The following is a 16,158-nucleotide window of genomic DNA, read 5'->3' on the forward strand; positions in this document are numbered from 1 at the left end:
TGCTCGCTGAGCCTGGCTCATATAAAAACAATTGAGGCCGTCGACTGAGGCGGCCGGGAGTCTTGTATGTCTGATGTGTGCGATAGCGCTTTCGACACCCGTGCGTTTCGCCGGGCCCTGGGTAACTTTGCCACTGGCGTGACCGTGGTCACCGCGGCCGCCGAAGATGGTCGCAAGGTCGGTGTGACGGCCAACAGTTTCAACTCGGTGTCCCTGGATCCGCCGCTGATTCTCTGGAGCATCGACAAGCGCTCCAGCAGTCACGGTGTGTTCGAGGCCGCCAGCCATTTTGCGGTGAACGTGCTGGCCGCCGATCAGATCGACCTGTCGAACAACTTCGCTCGGCCCAAGGAGGATCGGTTCGCCGAGATCCAGTTCGAGGCCGGGGAGGGAGGTGCTCCGGTGTTTGTCGATTGCTCGGCGCGTTTTCACTGTGAAAAATTCCAACAGGTCGATGGCGGTGATCACTGGATCATGATCGGTAAAGTCGTGGCGTTTGATGATTACGGCCGCTCACCGTTGCTCTATCACCAGGGCGCCTACTCGATGATCTTGCCCCACACCCGCATGACCAAACGGGAGGAGGGACAGTCCCCCAGCAGTCACTTCCAGGGCCGTTTGAGCCACAACCTGTATTACCTGATGACCCAGGCGCTGCGGGCCTATCAGGCCAGTTACCAGCCGCGCCAGCTGTCCACCGGGCTGCGCACCAGCGAAGCACGGATGTTGATGGTGCTGGAAAACGATGCAGGGCTGAACCTGTGCGACCTGCAACGGGAAGTGGCGATGCCGGCGCGTGAGATCGAAGAGGCCGTGGCTAACCTCAAGCGCAAGGGCCTGGTCACCGATGAGGGCGAGCGAGTGCGTCTGACCGTCAAGGGCGTGGACGAAACCGAAGGACTCTGGGCAATTGCCAAGGAGCAGCAGGACAAGGTATTCGGCCAGTTCAGCGAGCAACAGGTGGAGCATTTCAAGGCCGTGCTCAAAGGCGTCATCAAAGGCGCTTGAGTTGTTACAGGGGTTCAAGCGCGACACTCAGCCTTGTGGCGAGGAGAGAAATCCCTTCGCCCCAAGGTAACTTGGCGCCGAAGCTGTTAAGATTTAGTTAACTCATTAACTAAATTTCCTCGCGAACACACCTATGCCCAAACCGCGCCAATCCTTGACCCTCACCCTTCTACAGGCCCGTGAAGCGGCCATGGGTTTTTTCCGTCCCTCCCTCAACCAGCACGGTTTGACCGAACAGCAATGGCGAGTCATCCGTATCCTCAGCCAGCACGACGAACTGGAGATCAATCGCCTGGCTGAACTGGCCTGCATTCTCAAACCGAGCATGACCGGCGTGCTGACGCGCATGGAAGCGGCGGGCATGGTGGAACGGCGCAAGGCCGAACAGGATCAGCGGCGGGTGCTGGTGCGCCTGGCGCCGCAGGGGCAGGCGAGCTTCGATTCGATGAGCCAGAGCATGGAAGAGAATTACCAGCGTTTGCAGGGCAAGTTGGGGGAGCAGAAGTTGCAGACGTTGCTGGAGTTGCTCAATGACCTGAAAGCGATCAGGCGTTGAGATCCCGGGTTGGTTAACGTCTGTGGGAGCAAGGCTTGCCCGCGATGAAGGCACCGCGGTCTCTCAGAAACCGAGGTGCCGGTTTCGCGAGCAAGCTTTGCTCCCACAGGCCCCCTCTCCACAGAGGTTTGTGTTGCTATCAGTACACACCTCTAGCCGCAGGTTTTGGTGTGTCTTTGAACGTCGCCGCAAGGCTTTGCAAACCGCGCATCAACACGGTTGTATCCACCCCCACCGCGACAAACCCAGCGCCCAGCTCGATATAACGCCGGGCGAGCTGTTCATCGGCGCTGAGAATCCCGGCCGCTTTGCCGGCCTGGCGGATGCGGGCGATGGCGTCCTCGATGGCGGCTTGCACGGTCGGATGCCCGGGATTGCCACGAAAACCCATGGACGCGCTCAGATCCGCCGGACCTATGAAGACCCCGTCAACACCTTCCACTGCGGCGATGGCATCCAGGTTGGCCAGGCCCTCGCGGCTTTCGATCTGCACCAGCAGGCACATCTGTTCGTCGGCCTTATCGAGGTAACCGGCAATACTGTTCCAGCGTGATGCACGGGCCAGCGCACTGCCGACGCCTCGGACGCCTTGAGGCGGGTAGTGAATGGCGCGCACCAGTTCGCGAGCCTGGCCGGCGCTTTCGACCATCGGCACCAGCAAGGTTTGCACACCGATGTCGAGCACCTGTTTGATCAATGCGGTGTCGCCGACCACTGGGCGGATCACCGGTTGGCTGGGGTAGGGGGCCACGGCCTGGAGCTGGCCGAGTATCCCGCGCACATCATTGGGCGCGTGTTCGCCGTCGATCAACAACCAGTCGAAGCCGGCGTTGGCCGCCAGTTCCGCACAGTAGGCGTCGGCCAGGCCCAGCCACAGGCCAATCTGCGCCTCACCGCTGCGCAGCCGTTGCTTGAAGGTATTGATGGGCATGTCCATGAGTCAGTCTCCGATCAGACGAAACGGCAAGCGATGGAACCGAGCATGTCGTAGTCGACATGGAAGGTATCCCCCGGGTTGGCCGCCACGGGACGGGTGAAGGAGCCACCTAGAATGATTTGCCCCGGCTGCAGGGTGACGTCGTAGGCCGCCAGTTTGTTCGCCAGCCAGGCCACGCCTTTGGCCGGGTGATTGAGCACCGCTGCCGAGACGCCGGATTCCTCGATCACGCCGTTGCGGTAGAGCACCGCAGGCACCTTGCGCAGGTCGATTTCAGTGGGGCGCACCGCGCGCCCGCCCATGACCACGCCGGCGTTGGCGGCATTGTCGGAGATGGTGTCGAAGACTTTGCGGGTGGCCTTGCTTTGTGGATCGATCTGCTGGATGCGGGCATCAATGATTTCCAGTGCCGGGATCACCCATTCGGTGGCGTCCAGCACGTCGAATACCGTCACGTTCGGGCCTTTCAACGGCTTGCCGAGGATGAACGCCAGTTCCACTTCCACCCGGGGCACGATGAAGCGCTCGAACGGGATGTCGGTGCCCTCGTCGAAGAACATGTCATCGAGCAGGGCACCATAGTCCGGCTCAGTGATGTTCGACGAGACCTGCATGGCCCGGGAGGTCAGGCCGATCTTGTGGCCGACCAGCTTGCGGCCGTCCTTGATCTTTTGCGCAACCCAGGCGCGCTGGATGGCGTAAGCGTCGTCCAGGGTGATATGCGGATGGTCGAGGGAAAACTGCCGCACCTGTTCGCGCGAACGTTCTGCGTGGTCGAGGCGGGCGGCGGCCTGCTGGATGAGGTTTTGATCGAGCATGAAGAGCATCTCTTATTGAGGGTTGACGATGGCGGCCTGGGTGCGAAGCACCAGCAGGCCCCCCACGGCGATGAGCAGCGCCAGCACATAAAGGGCCAGGCTGGCGCTCTGGGTGGTGTCGCGCATCCAGCCGATCAGATAGGGCGCCAGGAATGAGGCAATGCTGCCGAAGGAGCTGATCAGTGCGATGCCGGCGGCCTGGGTGCTGTTGGACAGGAAGGCCGGCGGCAGTTGCCAGAACATCGGCAACGCTGCACTGGCACCCATACCCGCGATGATCAGGCCACCCAGTACCAGGGTTGGGCTGGTGGGTGAGAGACCGGCGATGGCAATGCCTGCCGCCGCCATCAGCAGCGGTACGCAGAGGTGCCAGCGCCGTTCGCGATGGCGGTCTGACGAACGGCCGCAGCCGATCATGAAAAAGCAGCCGGCCAGATACGGCACGGCGCTGAGCAATCCAACCTGACCGTCACTGCCGATTCCGGCGCCGTGAATCAACGTGGGCATCCAGAAAGCCAGGGTGTTCACCGCCAGCATCACGGCGAAATACACCGCCACCAGCAACCAGACCTGCGGGTTGTTGAGAATCGCCGAGAACGAGGTGATGGATTTGCGTTGTTCTTCAACGCTCAGTTGCGCGCGCAATTGCTGTTTGGCTTGCGGTGTCAGCCAGTTGACCGTCTCGAAACTGTCCGGCAGGCACTTGAGCACCACCAGGCCGAGCAGAATCACCGGCAGCCCTTCGATGACGAACATCCACTGCCAGCCGCGCAGGCCACCGAAGTCATGAAAGTGTTCAAGGATGCCGCCCGACAAGGGCCCGCCAATCACGCCGGCCATCGGCACGGCAATGGCAAACAGCGCGGTCACCTGGGCGCGGCGTCGTGCCGGGTACCAACGGTTGAGAAAGACCAGAATGCCCGGGAAGAACCCGGCTTCGGCCACCCCCAGCAGAAAGCGCAACACGTAGAACCCAGCGGCGCTTTCGATCAGGAACATGCCGGTGGACAAAGCCCCCCAGACCACCATCAGCGTGGCGATCCAGCGGCGCGGGCCGACCCGGTCCAGGGCGATGTTGCTCGGCACGCCGAACAGCGCGTAGGCGATGAAGAACAGGCCCGCGCCGAAGCCATAGACCGTGTCGCTGAACTGCAGGTCGGCGCTCATCTGCATCTTGGCAAAGCCAATGTTGATGCGGTCCAGGTGGGCGAAAAGGTAGCAGACCAACAGCAATGGCATCAGTCGCCAGGTGACGGTGGCATGGGTGCGGTCGTGGGCGATTGTGCCGGCAGTGTCGGCGGTATTGGCTGTGCTCATGATTTTGTACTTTTTGTCAGAGAGGCCGAAGGGCGAACGGGCAGGCGGGTTTAATGGGCCTGGGCGTTGAGGAAGGCGTGAACGTTGTTGGCCTTGAAGTTGAGCTGTTCGTGCAGCTCGATCATCTCGAACGACAGCGCCAGCAAGCGCTGGGCCTGGAGTTCGGCGAAGTGCGCGGTGATCACTTCAAAGAGCTTTTGCGCCACTTTCTGGCGGGTAGCCAGGTCACGGCCATGGCCGACCTTCAAGGTCATGTGGACGAAGGCATAGTCGTGCTTGCCGTCGGCCATGCGCCAGGTATCCAGGCGCACACCACGGCTGCGGATACCACCCAGGGGAAACACACCGCTGTCACCCAGCAGGGTGTGAACCTTTTCAAACAGGCCGGGCAGATCGGCCTGTTGTTCGATGTTGTCGGTGTATTCGGCAATGAAGTGGGGCATGGAGGCCTCCTGCGTCGGCAGCTGTGAGTGGCAAGCTTCAAGCGGCAAGTCGAGGGTGGTCGGCTGCCGCTGTGGCTCAAACTGGAAAAATGGCGTTGATCTGGCCCGTACCGGAACTGCCGAAAGGTTCGGTGATGATTTCGGCGGGTTTGGCATAGTCCGGCCCACCGAGCAGCCCCAGAAGCATGGCGGTGTCATGCATCTTGCCCTCACCGAAACAGTGCTCGGCGTAATCGGGCAGCATGGCGCAGAACTCTTTCCAGCGACCCTGGCGCCACAGCTCCACGACATGCAGGTCGACCTGTTTGTCGAACTCGCGCGTCCAGTTGTGGATGTTGGCTTCGGCATTGCGATCATCGGAAAAGCGGTGCGACAGCGAGCCGGAAGCCAGCACCAGCACCTTGCGATCACTTTTTTCGATGGCCCGGCGCACGGCGGCACCGAAGGTGAAGCTGTCTTGCAGACGGTGCCAGGCGCACCAGGCGGCAACCGACACCACGTTGAATTTCTGGTCTTGCGGAACATCCATGTGCATGTAGCGCATGGGCACCAGCGTGCCGTATTCCAGCTCCAGGCTCGGGATGTTGTGGGCCAGGGTGCGCACGTCGGCGGCATTGGCCTCGGCGGCGATCAATTCGCCCAGTTCCGGAGCGCCGGAGTATTCGTACTCCATGTTCTTGATGAAGTGCGGCAACTCGTTGCTGGTGTAGATGCCTTTGAAGTGCGCGCCACTGTTGACGTGGTAGGCGCTGTTGACCAGCCAGTGCACGTCAAACACCACGGCGGTGTCGGCGCCCAGTTCACGGGCGCGGCGACCGATTTCCTTATGGCCGGCAATGGCCGCTGCGCGGCAGCCGTGGTGTTTGCCCGGCAGCTCCGACAGGTACATCGAGGGAACGTGGCAGATTTTCGCAGCCAGGACGACTTCGCCCATGATGATTCTCCTGAAAAATTGTTCTTGTTGAATCTCGGATAACGGGTGAATCGGGTCTTGATGCTCTGGGTAGATCACTGCACTTGTGGCGAGGGGATTTATCCCCGCTGGGGCGCGGAGCGGCCCCTCAATAGGCCTGACACACCGAGTCGTCGGGTGTAGGGCTGCTGCGCAGCCCAGCGGGGATAAAAAATCCCCTCGCCACAAGGTTAATCACCCGATTTGTCTGTGATCATGCCCCCCAGCGCGGAATGTGATGCCCGCCCATGGAGATGCAGACGTTCTTGATCTCGGCGAAGACTTCAAAGCTGTACTGTCCACCTTCGCGGCCGGTTCCGGAACCCTTCACGCCGCCGAAAGGCTGGCGCAGGTCGCGCACGTTCTGGCTGTTGATGAACACCATGCCGGCCTCGATGCCATGGGCCAGGCGATGGGCCTTGCCGATGTCCTGGGTCCAGATGTACGAGGCCAGCCCATAGTCAGTCTCGTTGGCCAGTTGCAAGGCTTGTGCTTCGTCCTTGAACGGGATCAGGCACACCACCGGGCCGAAGATTTCTTCCTGGGCGATGCGCATGTTGTTGTCCACGTCGGCGAACACTGTCGGCTGGATGAACTGGCCGCGACTCAAGTGCGCCGGCAGGTTGGCCGGGCGCTCCAGACCGCCGGCCAGGAGCGTGGCGCCTTCTTCGAGGCCGATCTTGATGTAGCCGGTGACCTTGTCGTAGTGGGCCTGGGTGATCATCGAGCCGACCTGGGTTTTCGGGTCTTGCGGATCACCGACGATCAGGCGTTTGGCCCGGGCGGCGAATTCGGCCACGAACTGTGGGTAGACGCTTTCCTGGATGAAGATCCGGCTGCCGGCGGTGCAACGTTCGCCATTGAGCGAGAAGATGGTGAACAGCGCTGCGTCGAGGGCCCGTTCAAGGTCGGCGTCTTCGAAAATCAGTACCGGCGACTTGCCGCCCAGTTCCATCGAATACTTTTTCAGCCCGGCGGTCTGCATGATCTTCTTGCCGGTGGCGGTGCCGCCTGTGAAGGAAATCGCCCGCACATCCGGATGCCGCACCAATGCGTCGCCGGCCGTGGCACCGTAACCCTGGATCACGTTCAACACGCCGTTGGGAATGCCGGCTTCCACCGCCAGGCGCCCCAGCTCGTTCGCGGTCAGCGGCGACAGCTCGGACATTTTCAACACGGCGGTGTTGCCCAGCGCCAGGCACGGCGCGGTCTTCCAGGTTGCGGTCATGAACGGCACGTTCCAGGGCGAGACCAATGCACAGACACCGACTGGTTGGTACAAGGTGTAGTTAAGCATCTGGTCGTCGACCGGATAGGTGTGGCCGTCCATCCGCGTGCAGACTTCGGCGAAAAAGTCGAAGTTGTGGGAGGCGCGCGGGATCAGCACGTTCTTGGTCTGATGAATCGGCAAGCCAGTGTCGAGGGTTTCCAGTTCGGCCAGTTTCGGCACGTTCTGCTCGATCAGTTCACCGAGCTTGCGCATCAGTCGGGCGCGCTCCTTGGCCGGCGTGTTGGCCCACTTCGGGAAAGCGTCCTTGGCCGCAGCCACGGCCTGGGCAACTTCTTCGGCGCCGCCGCTGGCAACTTCGCCAATGGCTTCACCGGTGGCCGGGTTGTAGTTGACGAACACATCTTTGCTTTCGACCTCACGGCCGTTGATCCAGTGCTTGATCATGCTGCTCACGCCTCTTTACGGGATGCGAAGAACTCGGCTTCGCTGACAATTCGATTGACCAGGCGGCCGACGCCTTCCACTTCCACCACTACTTCATCACCGGGCACCACGTCCGCCAGACCTTCGGGTGTGCCGGTGGCGATCATGTCGCCGGGCTGCAGGGTCATGAAGCTGGACAGGTATTCGATCAGGTAGGGGATGTCGAAAATCATGTCGCGGGTCGAGCCTTCCTGGCGCAGTTCGCCGTTGATCCAAGTACGCAATTTCAGGTTGCCGGGGTCCGGTACATCGGCCACATCGACCATCCACGGGCCGACAGGTGTGGTGGCATCACGGTTTTTCACCCGCAGGTTGGGGCGGTAGTAGTTTTCCAGGTAGTCGCGGATCGCATAGTCGTTGCACACGGTGTAACCGGCCAGGTAACCCAGCGCGTCCTCGCGCTTGACGTTGCGCGCGGCTTTGCCGATGACCGCCACCAGCTCGCACTCGTAGTGCATGTAGGCGACGTTGTCGGGGCGCCAGGTGATCTGGTTGTGGCCGGTGTAGGTGCCCGGGGATTTGATGAACGCCAACGGTTCGGTTGGCGGCTTGAACGCCAGTTCGGCGGCGTGATCGGCGTAGTTCAGGCCCAGGGCGAACATGCTGCCGGTGGCCGGCGGCAACCACTGGACCTGATCCTCGGCCAGCAGCCGACCGTCGGCCAGGCGAACGGCGTTGTGAGCTTCAACGGTGACCGTGTGGACCTGGCCTTCAAAACCAATGCGCGCGTGTTTCATGAACGTGCTCCTGTGTGCTCGGCCACAACGCTATTGACGAGGCGGCCCAGGCCGCTGATCTCCACTTCGACGCGATCGCCAGGCACGACATCAACCCGGCCCTCGGGCGTGCCAGTGATCAGAACGTCGCCGGCATGCAACGTCATGAACTCGCTGATCTCGGCAATCAATTGGGGAATGTTGCGAACGAAATTGGCCGTGTTGTTGTGCTGACGCACCTCGCCGTTGACGTACAGCCTGATTGTCAGGCTATGGGGGTCGGCAACGTTGGCCGTGGGCACCAGTTCAGGCCCGATGGCACAGAAGCCGTCCCGGCACTTGGCCTTGACGGCGGGGCGGTAATAGCTGTCTTCCGGCAGGCTGAATTCATTGACCACGGTATAGCCGGCCACATAGTCCAGTGCTTCGGCGGCGCTGACACGGCTGGCCGACTTGCCCATCACCACGCCAAGCGCGGGCCCCGGTTGCAGCCGCTGGCCGTGACCTGGATGAACCACGTCGGCGTCGTGCCGGTTGCGGGTGTTGGGTGTCTTGATGAACAACACCGGTTTGACCGGCGGCTTCTGGTAAGGCGGTTGCTCGAACTCGGCGAGGCGCTGTTTCAGCAGCCCCTGATAGTTCAGTGCAACCCCAAACAGGGTGCCGGTCGCGACGTCATGCAGGGCACGGCTCATGCTTGTCTCCTGGCAGCGGCAGAGATGAGGGCTCTGCAGATATTGTTAATGTATTAACAGTTATAATTAAGATGTTAACTATCGTCAAGCGTGGCAGAATCACCGGACACTGGTTGCCCTCGGGAAATCGGCGCAGGATGAATCCAAGCCGCTGCCTGAATCAGAATAAAAAACGAGAAATGCGTGATGACTGACCGTCAGCCAATCCCCAACATCAACATTGGCCAGGTGTACGACCAGCGTTACAGCGATGCCGAGGTTCACTACGATCGGCTTGCCAACCTGGCGGGTTTCTTCGGTCGCAATATGCCGGTGCATCGGCATGACCGTTTCTTTCAGGTTCACTACGTGAAAAGCGGCGCCGTACGGGTGTATCTGGACGACCAGCAATACGTCGAATCCGGGCCTATGTTTTTCCTTACGCCACCCACCATTCCCCATTCTTTTGTGACCGAAGCCGACAGTGACGGGCATGTGTTGACCGTTCGTCAGCAATTGGTGTGGCAGTTGATCGACGCTGATCCGAGCCTGGCGCCGGCGGGTGTGCAAATGCCTGCGGCCTGCGTTGCGTTGGCGCAGTTGGGGCCGGAACAGGCGGGGGAGGTGCGGCGACTGGAGTACCTGTTCGAGGAGCTGAGCGAGGAGGTCTGTGCCGAGCGGCCGGGACGCAGCGCGGCGCTGGACGGTTTGACGCGGCTGATCATGATCAGTCTGCTGCGTCTGTGTTCCAATTCTCTGCAGGCACGACCGGCCCGGCATGAGGACCTGAAGATTTTCCACCGCTTCAATGAGCTGATCGAAGCTCACTACCTGCAACATTGGCCGTTGTCGCGCTACGCCGAGGGCATCGGCGTCACCGAGGCGCGGCTCAACGATGTGTGCCGACGGATCGCCGACCTGCCTTCCAAGCAACTGATCATGGAACGGCTGATGCAGGAGGCCAAGCGGTTGCTGTTGTTTACCGGCAGTTCAGCCAATGAAATCTGCTACCAGCTCGGGTTCAAGGACCCGGCGTATTTCAGTCGTTTCTTCCAGCGCTACGCCCGGCTCACACCAGGGGAGTATCGCCAGCGGCAATCGGGGTTGCGTTGAGCGTTGTTGCTGGTGGAGCACTCGCCACCGGCGTCATGCAGCCGTCCAGTGCGCGGCGTTGTTTCTTGCAGCCGCTTGTCCGCAACACTAAGCTGCCAGCTCGTCCATCCAAACAGTCCGAACATGGCCAACCCCAGACCTTCATTGACACTGACCCTGTTGCAAGCGCGCGAAGCGGCCATGGCTTTTTTCCGCCCGGCGCTGAACCAGCATGACCTTACGGAACAACAATGGCGGGTGATCCGTATCCTGCATCAGCAAGGAGAGCTGGAGAGCCACCAGCTCGCTCATCAGGCCTGCATCCTCAAACCCAGCATGACCGGTGTGCTCAGCCGTCTGGAGCGTGATGGGCTGGTGCGTCGGCAGAAGTCGAGCCAGGATCAGCGTCGGGTTTTCGTAGGGCTGACCGAGCGTGGGCAGCAGTGCTTCGTGTCGATGAGTGAGGGGATGGAAAGCAACTATCGCCGCATCGAAGACCAGTTTGGTGAAGAAAAGATGCAGCAACTGTTGGCGCTGCTCAACGAGCTGAAGAACATCAAGCCGTGAGCCAGGCAAACATTCGGGGTGAGAGGGCAAGCTCCCTCACCCCGAATAATCCATTGCGCTGAGACTTCGATCCAAACTCGGCACGGCTATCGGCAACTCTTAAGCGTTGCGTTCGCGCAGTTCCTGAAGACGATCAGCGCCACCTTCAGCCACGCGGTTTTGAAGCAGACGATCGGAGCCACCTTCAGCCACCAACTGTGCAGCCTGACCCTTCGCCGCTGCACTCATGGCCGTGGCCGAAGCGATGTTCGACAGGCCGAGCCCGCCCATCAGTGTCAGAGCGATTGCCAGGGACGAAACTTTCGAGAAAGTGAACATGGTGATTCTCCTTGCGCTTGATTGAGTGGGCCGGTGGCAACGGGTGTGCTGCTGTCCGGTGATCACAGTTAAACGCGAAGGTGTATCGACGTTGTGTGTCGGCAAGGCTCGAAGTCAGCGATTTCGTATCAACTCGCCGTTCATATACACAGCGATACAAATCTATGGGGCCAGGCCAGGACGAAGGCCTCGAGCCATGATCACGGCTTGGCCAAGGATTGCTCCAGCTGCTCCACCAACTCAGGCGTCAGATAATGGGGGCCGTCGAACAGGTACAGCGGATAGCCGGCATAGGCGGCCAGTTGGGGTGTGAGTTCGGCAACCGTGGCCGAGCGAAAGCCGCCGCCGAACTTGGGGCGGAAGGCTTCGACGATGATCCGCACGCGATCCTTCCCGAGCCGGTCACGCAGGGTGTCGGCGTAGTCCCGGGCCACCGGGGCGGTGCGGGCGTAGACGCCGACGCCATCCTGGAAGAACACGCCAATATCGTCCGGCAACCATTGCTTGAGCCAGTCGGCAGTGGCGGCGGGGCCGATGTTGGCGCCGTCGTAGACGCTGATCCACAACGGGCGCGGCAGCTTGGCCAGCAAGGCGGGCAGTTCCTTGGCGCGAGACCAACTGGGATCGACCTCGGCCGGAAAGTACCACCCGGTCACGTGCAGTGGCGTCGGCAGTTGCGCAATGCGCTCCGACACCGTGGCCAGTTGCTCGATGTTGTCCCTGGAGCGGTTTTCACTGAAATGGCCGGCCAGCCCGAGGATGACATCCTGGGCCCAGGGCGCCTTGGCGATGCGCGCCCAGTCAGGCAGTAGCGGCACGCTGGGCAGGCCGGTGCCGGGCACGAAGGCCTGGTCATCCACCACCGTCCATTGCACCAGCAGCTCGCGCACCCCCAGCTTTTCCCAGTCGCCTTTGATGCCCACGGTCTGGTTGTCTGGCTGCCAGACGATGCCAACGATGTTCGGTGCAACCTCCTGGTTCATCATGTAATACATCCCTGTGCCTGTGCCTGCGCCGAGGGCCGTGGCCAGCGAGAGCGCCGCCACAGCCGTGCGACTGATGATATGGCCGAAGATTTTCAAGCGAACGTCTTCCTGCAATTGCACATCACATCAACGGCCTCAATAGGAGTAGGTCAAGCGAGCGAACACGCCTTTGGCGCGTTCCTCGCCAAATACCCTGGCCCTATACTGCAGGGAAAAATCCACATAGGAGCGCGGGGCGTTGTAGGCGTCTTCGCGGAACCAGTAGCGTACGTTGTTGCCCACGCCGATCCCGCCGGCGTTGCCTGACGAGAAGTCACCGTCGGCGCCGCTTTTCATCTTGGAATCGTAGTCGACCGCCGCCACGACATGGGGGAAGGTCACCCAGCGCGAGCCGGTACCGCCGATGGCATAGCTGCGTCCCACTTGCCATTCGCTGTTGAAATAATTGCGTTCGTCGTTGATGTATCGACCGACTTCGGCGTACAGCTGCGAAGTCCACCAACTGGGCGCATCGACCCGCAGGTCGGTGCCGATACTCGAACCGTAGCCCAGGCGCGCGAGCCAGTCGCCCTCGACGTTCGAGGAGCCCAGGGGAAAGGTGCGTTCAAAGGCGGCCATGATGTTGATGGAGCTGAAGGGTTTGATCCGTACCCCCAGCGCCCCTTGCAAGGCATCCGCACCGGTGTCCGAGTCGCTGTTCTTGCTCCACAGGGTGTCGGTGACGCGCCCGTAGAGTTCGACGAAACGTGCATTGCGATACCCGAGCGGCCGCCAGGACAGCTCAGTGCTGTTCTGCAGTTGATCATTGCTTTGGCTGCCGCTGTTGCTGGTGCCCGGAGCAGCGCTCAGGCCACTGGAACTGTTGCCGCGATAGCTGGTGGTGCTGGTCAAGCCCATGGTGCGTGAAATGTCGCCCACGGCACGACGGGTATCGAACAGCTGTTGTGCAGACATGGGTGACTCAGTGGTCGCCTGGGCATCGATGACGCGCTTGAAATACGCCACCGCTTCGTCGTCTTTATGAACGCGCATGGCGTTGTAAGCTGCATCCTGAGCCGCTGCCGGAGCGAGCCGGGTGCTGGCATCGGCCCTGCGGAAGGCTGCGTGGGCCGCCTCGTCGTCACCGGCCCGGACTGAATCATAGGCCAGTTGCAAATCACTGACCGGTGCCCGTCCTTCGGCATTATTCGCCCTGGTGGCGCACGTCAGGCCGAAGGTACTTTCCTGGCACTCGAGAATCGGTGCGTCGCGATCCTCGGCCGTCAGCAGCGCACTGTTGAGCAATTGCTGGTTGGCGGCGATTTCCGGAGCCCAAGCCACGGCTTGGCGAGCCTTGTCCACGGCCAGCACCGCATTGCCCTGCTGCAAGGCGCGGTAGCCCTGGACCGCCAGCGGCGCCGCCAGTTGGCGACGAATCGCCTTGCGACGCATCAGCAGCGCGTCATCGTTGGCGAAGACCCCGAGCGCATCGCCCACAGCCTGGTCGGCTTCGACCAGAAGATGCTGGCGCTGCAAGGCGTCGATTAGCAACAGCCGGTACTCCCGGCGATGGGGAGCCTGGGCAATCGCCTTGCGAGCCGATTGCGCAGCCAGACCGAACCGTTCGCGATCATAGGCCCTGTACCCTTGGGTGGCGGCCATGAAACCCGGTGCCGCGGCCACGGCGGACGATGCGGCGCTCCGGGGCTGGTCGCGCCGTTTCTTGTCACGTTCGGCCATGGCGATCAGGGTGTGCAGACGCGTCACGTCGGCGCGCAGGCGCAGGGCCTCGCGCGCCTTGGCGATGGCCAGGTCGTAGTCCTTGCGCTCGTAGGCGCTGTAGGCTTGGTTGGCGGCGGTGTAGGCCGGGCCGGACAACGGCAATGGCAAGGTTTCGGCAGCAGCCACGGCCGGTATCAGGCTCAGCCCCGTGGCCAAGAGGGTCAGAAGGGCGCGGTTCATGCCGGAAGCTCCATGGGGTAGACGCTGTGCTGACGCGCCGCCACCTGTTCGATAGTGGCCCGGGGCAGCACGCCGCTGTCGACCAGGTAATCGCCGATCCGACCGTGGTGCTGCGGTCGATACTGCAACATGGCGCGGCTGAACTGATCGCGATCGAGCAGGCCCATTTCGATCAGCAAGTCACCCAGTAGCGGTGCACTGGCATTCGGTACGGCGTGGCCGTTGCGTTCCGGCAATTGGCGCAACAGCGCGAGAATTTCACTTTCCCTGGCAATCAGTTGCACCGGCTCGCTGCCCAGTTCGGCGGCGATCTGTTGCAGGCCTTCGTCGGACAGGGGGTTGGCAACGGCGATCTGTTCGCAGCCGTCAGCGTTGCGGCCCAGGGGAATGACCCGCCAGCGCAGGGCAAACTCGCCGGTCAGTGACGAGGTCGAGGCGGCGGCTTTTTGCGACACGTCGAAGACCCGGGGCAGGTCATTCTGGAACGCGATGGCTTCGGCCAGGGTTTCGTCGTCCAGCCAGCCGTTGTTGAGCAAAATGCGCCCCAGGGGCATGTTGCGTGATTGTTGCTGGTCCAGGGCACTCTGCAGGTGGGTGTCGGTAATGGCCTGCCAGGACAGCAACACGCTGCCCAGGCGGCGGGGCGCGATGGCCACCAGGTCGGTGGAAGGGAAGTCGTGCATGGTCTTGTCCCAGACCAGTTTGCGATTCATCACCTTGCCCACCAGGAACATCCGCCAGGCTCTGGACGCGGCCATGAAGTTGACGAAGTTACCCACCAGCATGCGCGGGATCGACAGCAAGCCATGCTGCCAGCCGTACAGCACGGTGGTGAAATAACAACGGTGCAGGATCCGCCAGAGCAGGGCAATGCCGTTGGCCACCAGCAGGTATTTGATCAGGTCGTTGGTTTCAAAGGGCGTCGGGAAGGTGACGTCCCACCAGCCGCTGTTGCGCAGAATGATCAAGCCCAGCAGCTGCACCAGAATCACGTAGGCGATGATACTGACGAACGCCGTCACCACGCCCTTGCGGTCGCGAAACAGCAGGTAGCGGTTGGCCAACGAGCCGCTCCAGCCCATCTGTTCCCAGCCTTGCAGGCCGATGCCCAGGGTCCAGCGGGCCTTTTGTCGGAACGCCGTGCGGAAGGTGTCCGGGAAGAACTCGCGCACGCACAGTGGCATTGTCAGGGTCGATTCGTAGGGCTTGCGGAACCAGGATTTGCGCAGCACCCGAAACTGCACCGGGAAACGCACGAAGATGGCGTTCATGCCGACCTTGGCCAGTCGCGCGCCGACGTCGTAGTCCTCGGTGAGGCTGTCGGTGTTGAACGGCTGGTTTTCGGTTTCGCCGGCCAGTACCCGCAACGCGCGATGGGAGAAACAGGTGCCGACGCCGGCCGAGGGCACGGTGTCGGTCATGCTTTCACGCACCACCAGGTCCTTGCCGTGCCATTCGGCGAACTCGTCCATGTAGACGCCCGCCACCCATTCGTACCAGTTGCGCTCCAGCGACACCACGGGCAACTGGATCATGTCCTTGCGCGGCAGCAGGTAGTTGAACAGCCGCAATTCCAATGGATGCAGCACGTCTTCGCTGTCGTGCAACACCACCCCAGCGAAGGTCATGCCATGGGTTTTCTCGTGCAGGAAGATCGCCTGGATCACCCAGTTCAGACAGTCGGCCTTGCAGGTCGGTCCGGCATGGGGCACTTCCACGCGGTGCAGTTGCTTGTAGCGCCGGCGCATCCGCTCGACTTCGTCGATGGTGCGCTGGTCGTTGACATAGGTGCCGACGAAGACCACGTAGTTCTGGTAATCGAGCGTCGAAACCATGTTCTCGATCATCGGTGCGATGACGTCGTATTCCAGCCAGGCCGGCACCATGATCGCCAGGGGCTGTTCGTCCCGGGCCAGCAGTTGGTCGACGGTCAGCGACCGGTATTTGCGGTCCGCGGTGAGCTTGCGGTACAGGCGGCGAGACCAGTACCACAGGTCAATGATCAGGTCGTCCAGGCTGGAGATCAGGATCACCACCGCGACGACGATGGTCGCCGCTTCCAGGTAGTTGTAGTAGTGGGCCAGCCAATAGGGCCAATAAAGCGACGTCATCGAAGGGT

The 16,158-nt window shown here is 61.6% G+C and carries 16 protein-coding genes; 4 read left to right on the top strand and 12 right to left on the bottom strand.

From position 1 onward, the window contains the following. The first annotated feature begins 66 nt into the window (after positions 1–66). Together AC3I65_RS11100 and hpaR (AC3I65_RS11105) are read left to right on the top strand one after the other, a co-directional pair. Complete coding sequence (locus AC3I65_RS11100; protein WP_047229909.1) at positions 67–1,008, top strand: p-hydroxyphenylacetate 3-hydroxylase reductase component; 942 nt, start codon at positions 67–69, stop codon at positions 1,006–1,008. A 133-nt stretch (positions 1,009–1,141) separates the two neighbouring features. Then, positions 1,142–1,564 carry a homoprotocatechuate degradation operon regulator HpaR gene (gene hpaR, locus AC3I65_RS11105; protein ID WP_047229908.1) on the top strand — a complete coding sequence of 141 codons (423 nt, stop codon included), beginning with the start codon at positions 1,142–1,144 and terminating at the stop codon, positions 1,562–1,564. A gap of 139 nt (positions 1,565–1,703) precedes the next feature. On the opposite strand, the gene hpaI is transcribed toward hpaR (AC3I65_RS11105), so the two are convergent. From hpaI to AC3I65_RS11145, 8 genes are all read right to left on the bottom strand, one after another. Further along, the gene (hpaI, locus tag AC3I65_RS11110; protein WP_488523720.1) at positions 1,704–2,501 is read right to left on the bottom strand and encodes a 4-hydroxy-2-oxoheptanedioate aldolase; all 798 of its coding nucleotides are present in this window, start codon (positions 2,499–2,501) and stop codon (positions 1,704–1,706) included. Between the two features lie 14 nt (positions 2,502–2,515). Next, complete coding sequence (gene hpaH, locus AC3I65_RS11115) at positions 2,516–3,319, bottom strand: 2-oxo-hept-4-ene-1,7-dioate hydratase (protein WP_047229906.1); 804 nt, start codon at positions 3,317–3,319, stop codon at positions 2,516–2,518. A gap of 12 nt (positions 3,320–3,331) precedes the next feature. Continuing rightward, positions 3,332–4,636 carry an MFS transporter gene (locus AC3I65_RS11120; protein ID WP_047229905.1) on the bottom strand — a complete coding sequence of 435 codons (1,305 nt, stop codon included), beginning with the start codon at positions 4,634–4,636 and terminating at the stop codon, positions 3,332–3,334. A 50-nt stretch (positions 4,637–4,686) separates the two neighbouring features. Further along, on the bottom strand, positions 4,687–5,079 hold the full coding sequence (locus AC3I65_RS11125; RefSeq protein ID WP_047229904.1) for a tautomerase family protein: 393 nt from the start codon (positions 5,077–5,079) through the stop codon (positions 4,687–4,689). Between the two features lie 76 nt (positions 5,080–5,155). Continuing rightward, entirely contained in the window at positions 5,156–6,013 is an 858-nt protein-coding gene (gene hpaD, locus AC3I65_RS11130) for a 3,4-dihydroxyphenylacetate 2,3-dioxygenase (RefSeq protein ID WP_107321714.1), read from the bottom strand. A 232-nt stretch (positions 6,014–6,245) separates the two neighbouring features. Continuing rightward, positions 6,246–7,706, bottom strand: a complete 1,461-nt coding sequence (hpaE, locus tag AC3I65_RS11135) for a 5-carboxymethyl-2-hydroxymuconate semialdehyde dehydrogenase (protein ID WP_047229902.1) — start codon at positions 7,704–7,706, stop codon at positions 6,246–6,248. Between the two features lie 5 nt (positions 7,707–7,711). Then, positions 7,712–8,482, bottom strand: a complete 771-nt coding sequence (locus tag AC3I65_RS11140; RefSeq protein ID WP_188251599.1) for a fumarylacetoacetate hydrolase family protein — start codon at positions 8,480–8,482, stop codon at positions 7,712–7,714. Beyond that, a complete protein-coding gene (locus AC3I65_RS11145) occupies positions 8,479–9,156 on the bottom strand; it encodes a fumarylacetoacetate hydrolase family protein (protein ID WP_047229900.1) in 678 nt (225 codons plus the stop codon). Before AC3I65_RS11145 ends, AC3I65_RS11140 begins: the two co-directional genes overlap by 4 nt. Before the next feature lie 186 nt (positions 9,157–9,342). Between AC3I65_RS11145 and hpaA the strand changes: the two genes are divergently transcribed. Both hpaA and hpaR (AC3I65_RS11155) read left to right on the top strand, forming a co-directional pair. After that, positions 9,343–10,248: a 4-hydroxyphenylacetate catabolism regulatory protein HpaA gene (hpaA, locus tag AC3I65_RS11150; RefSeq protein ID WP_076385117.1), complete on the top strand. Its 906-nt coding sequence runs from the start codon at positions 9,343–9,345 to the stop codon at positions 10,246–10,248. A 123-nt stretch (positions 10,249–10,371) separates the two neighbouring features. Then, a complete protein-coding gene (gene hpaR / locus AC3I65_RS11155; protein ID WP_047229898.1) occupies positions 10,372–10,794 on the top strand; it encodes a homoprotocatechuate degradation operon regulator HpaR in 423 nt (140 codons plus the stop codon). A gap of 99 nt (positions 10,795–10,893) precedes the next feature. On the opposite strand, the gene AC3I65_RS11160 is transcribed toward hpaR (AC3I65_RS11155), so the two are convergent. The 4 genes from AC3I65_RS11160 to AC3I65_RS11175 all read right to left on the bottom strand — a co-directional run bounded on the left by AC3I65_RS11160 (position 10,894) and on the right by AC3I65_RS11175 (position 16,150). Beyond that, positions 10,894–11,112, bottom strand: coding sequence for a phage infection protein (locus AC3I65_RS11160; protein ID WP_488523721.1), 219 nt, complete (start codon positions 11,110–11,112; stop codon positions 10,894–10,896). A gap of 200 nt (positions 11,113–11,312) precedes the next feature. Next, entirely contained in the window at positions 11,313–12,194 is an 882-nt protein-coding gene (locus AC3I65_RS11165) for an alpha-amylase family protein (protein ID WP_488523722.1), read from the bottom strand. Positions 12,195–12,233: 39 nt separating this feature from the next. Continuing rightward, complete coding sequence (locus tag AC3I65_RS11170) at positions 12,234–14,039, bottom strand: bacteriophage N4 adsorption protein A (protein ID WP_281459284.1); 1,806 nt, start codon at positions 14,037–14,039, stop codon at positions 12,234–12,236. After that, a complete protein-coding gene (locus AC3I65_RS11175) occupies positions 14,036–16,150 on the bottom strand; it encodes a glycosyl transferase family protein (protein ID WP_281459283.1) in 2,115 nt (704 codons plus the stop codon). The genes AC3I65_RS11170 and AC3I65_RS11175 overlap by 4 nt, the downstream gene beginning before the upstream one ends. Positions 16,151–16,158: the final 8 nt, after the last annotated feature.

The sequence above is a fragment of the Pseudomonas sp. N-1-13 genome (assembly GCF_057787095.1).

Coding starts and splice junctions, on each gene's coding strand:
- AC3I65_RS11175 (WP_281459283.1), bottom strand. CDS start 16,150: ATGACGTCGCTTTATTGGCCCTATTGGCTGGCCCACTACTACAACTAC.
- AC3I65_RS11160 (WP_488523721.1), bottom strand. CDS start 11,112: ATGTTCACTTTCTCGAAAGTTTCGTCCCTGGCAATCGCTCTGACACTG.
- hpaI (WP_488523720.1), bottom strand. CDS start 2,501: ATGGACATGCCCATCAATACCTTCAAGCAACGGCTGCGCAGCGGTGAG.
- hpaR (WP_047229898.1), top strand. CDS start 10,372: ATGGCCAACCCCAGACCTTCATTGACACTGACCCTGTTGCAAGCGCGC.
- AC3I65_RS11145 (WP_047229900.1), bottom strand. CDS start 9,156: ATGAGCCGTGCCCTGCATGACGTCGCGACCGGCACCCTGTTTGGGGTT.
- hpaH (WP_047229906.1), bottom strand. CDS start 3,319: ATGCTCGATCAAAACCTCATCCAGCAGGCCGCCGCCCGCCTCGACCAC.
- hpaE (WP_047229902.1), bottom strand. CDS start 7,706: ATGATCAAGCACTGGATCAACGGCCGTGAGGTCGAAAGCAAAGATGTG.
- hpaD (WP_107321714.1), bottom strand. CDS start 6,013: ATGGGCGAAGTCGTCCTGGCTGCGAAAATCTGCCACGTTCCCTCGATG.
- AC3I65_RS11120 (WP_047229905.1), bottom strand. CDS start 4,636: ATGAGCACAGCCAATACCGCCGACACTGCCGGCACAATCGCCCACGAC.
- AC3I65_RS11125 (WP_047229904.1), bottom strand. CDS start 5,079: ATGCCCCACTTCATTGCCGAATACACCGACAACATCGAACAACAGGCC.
- AC3I65_RS11140 (WP_188251599.1), bottom strand. CDS start 8,482: ATGAAACACGCGCGCATTGGTTTTGAAGGCCAGGTCCACACGGTCACC.
- AC3I65_RS11170 (WP_281459284.1), bottom strand. CDS start 14,039: ATGAACCGCGCCCTTCTGACCCTCTTGGCCACGGGGCTGAGCCTGATA.
- AC3I65_RS11100 (WP_047229909.1), top strand. CDS start 67: ATGTCTGATGTGTGCGATAGCGCTTTCGACACCCGTGCGTTTCGCCGG.
- hpaA (WP_076385117.1), top strand. CDS start 9,343: ATGACTGACCGTCAGCCAATCCCCAACATCAACATTGGCCAGGTGTAC.
- hpaR (WP_047229908.1), top strand. CDS start 1,142: ATGCCCAAACCGCGCCAATCCTTGACCCTCACCCTTCTACAGGCCCGT.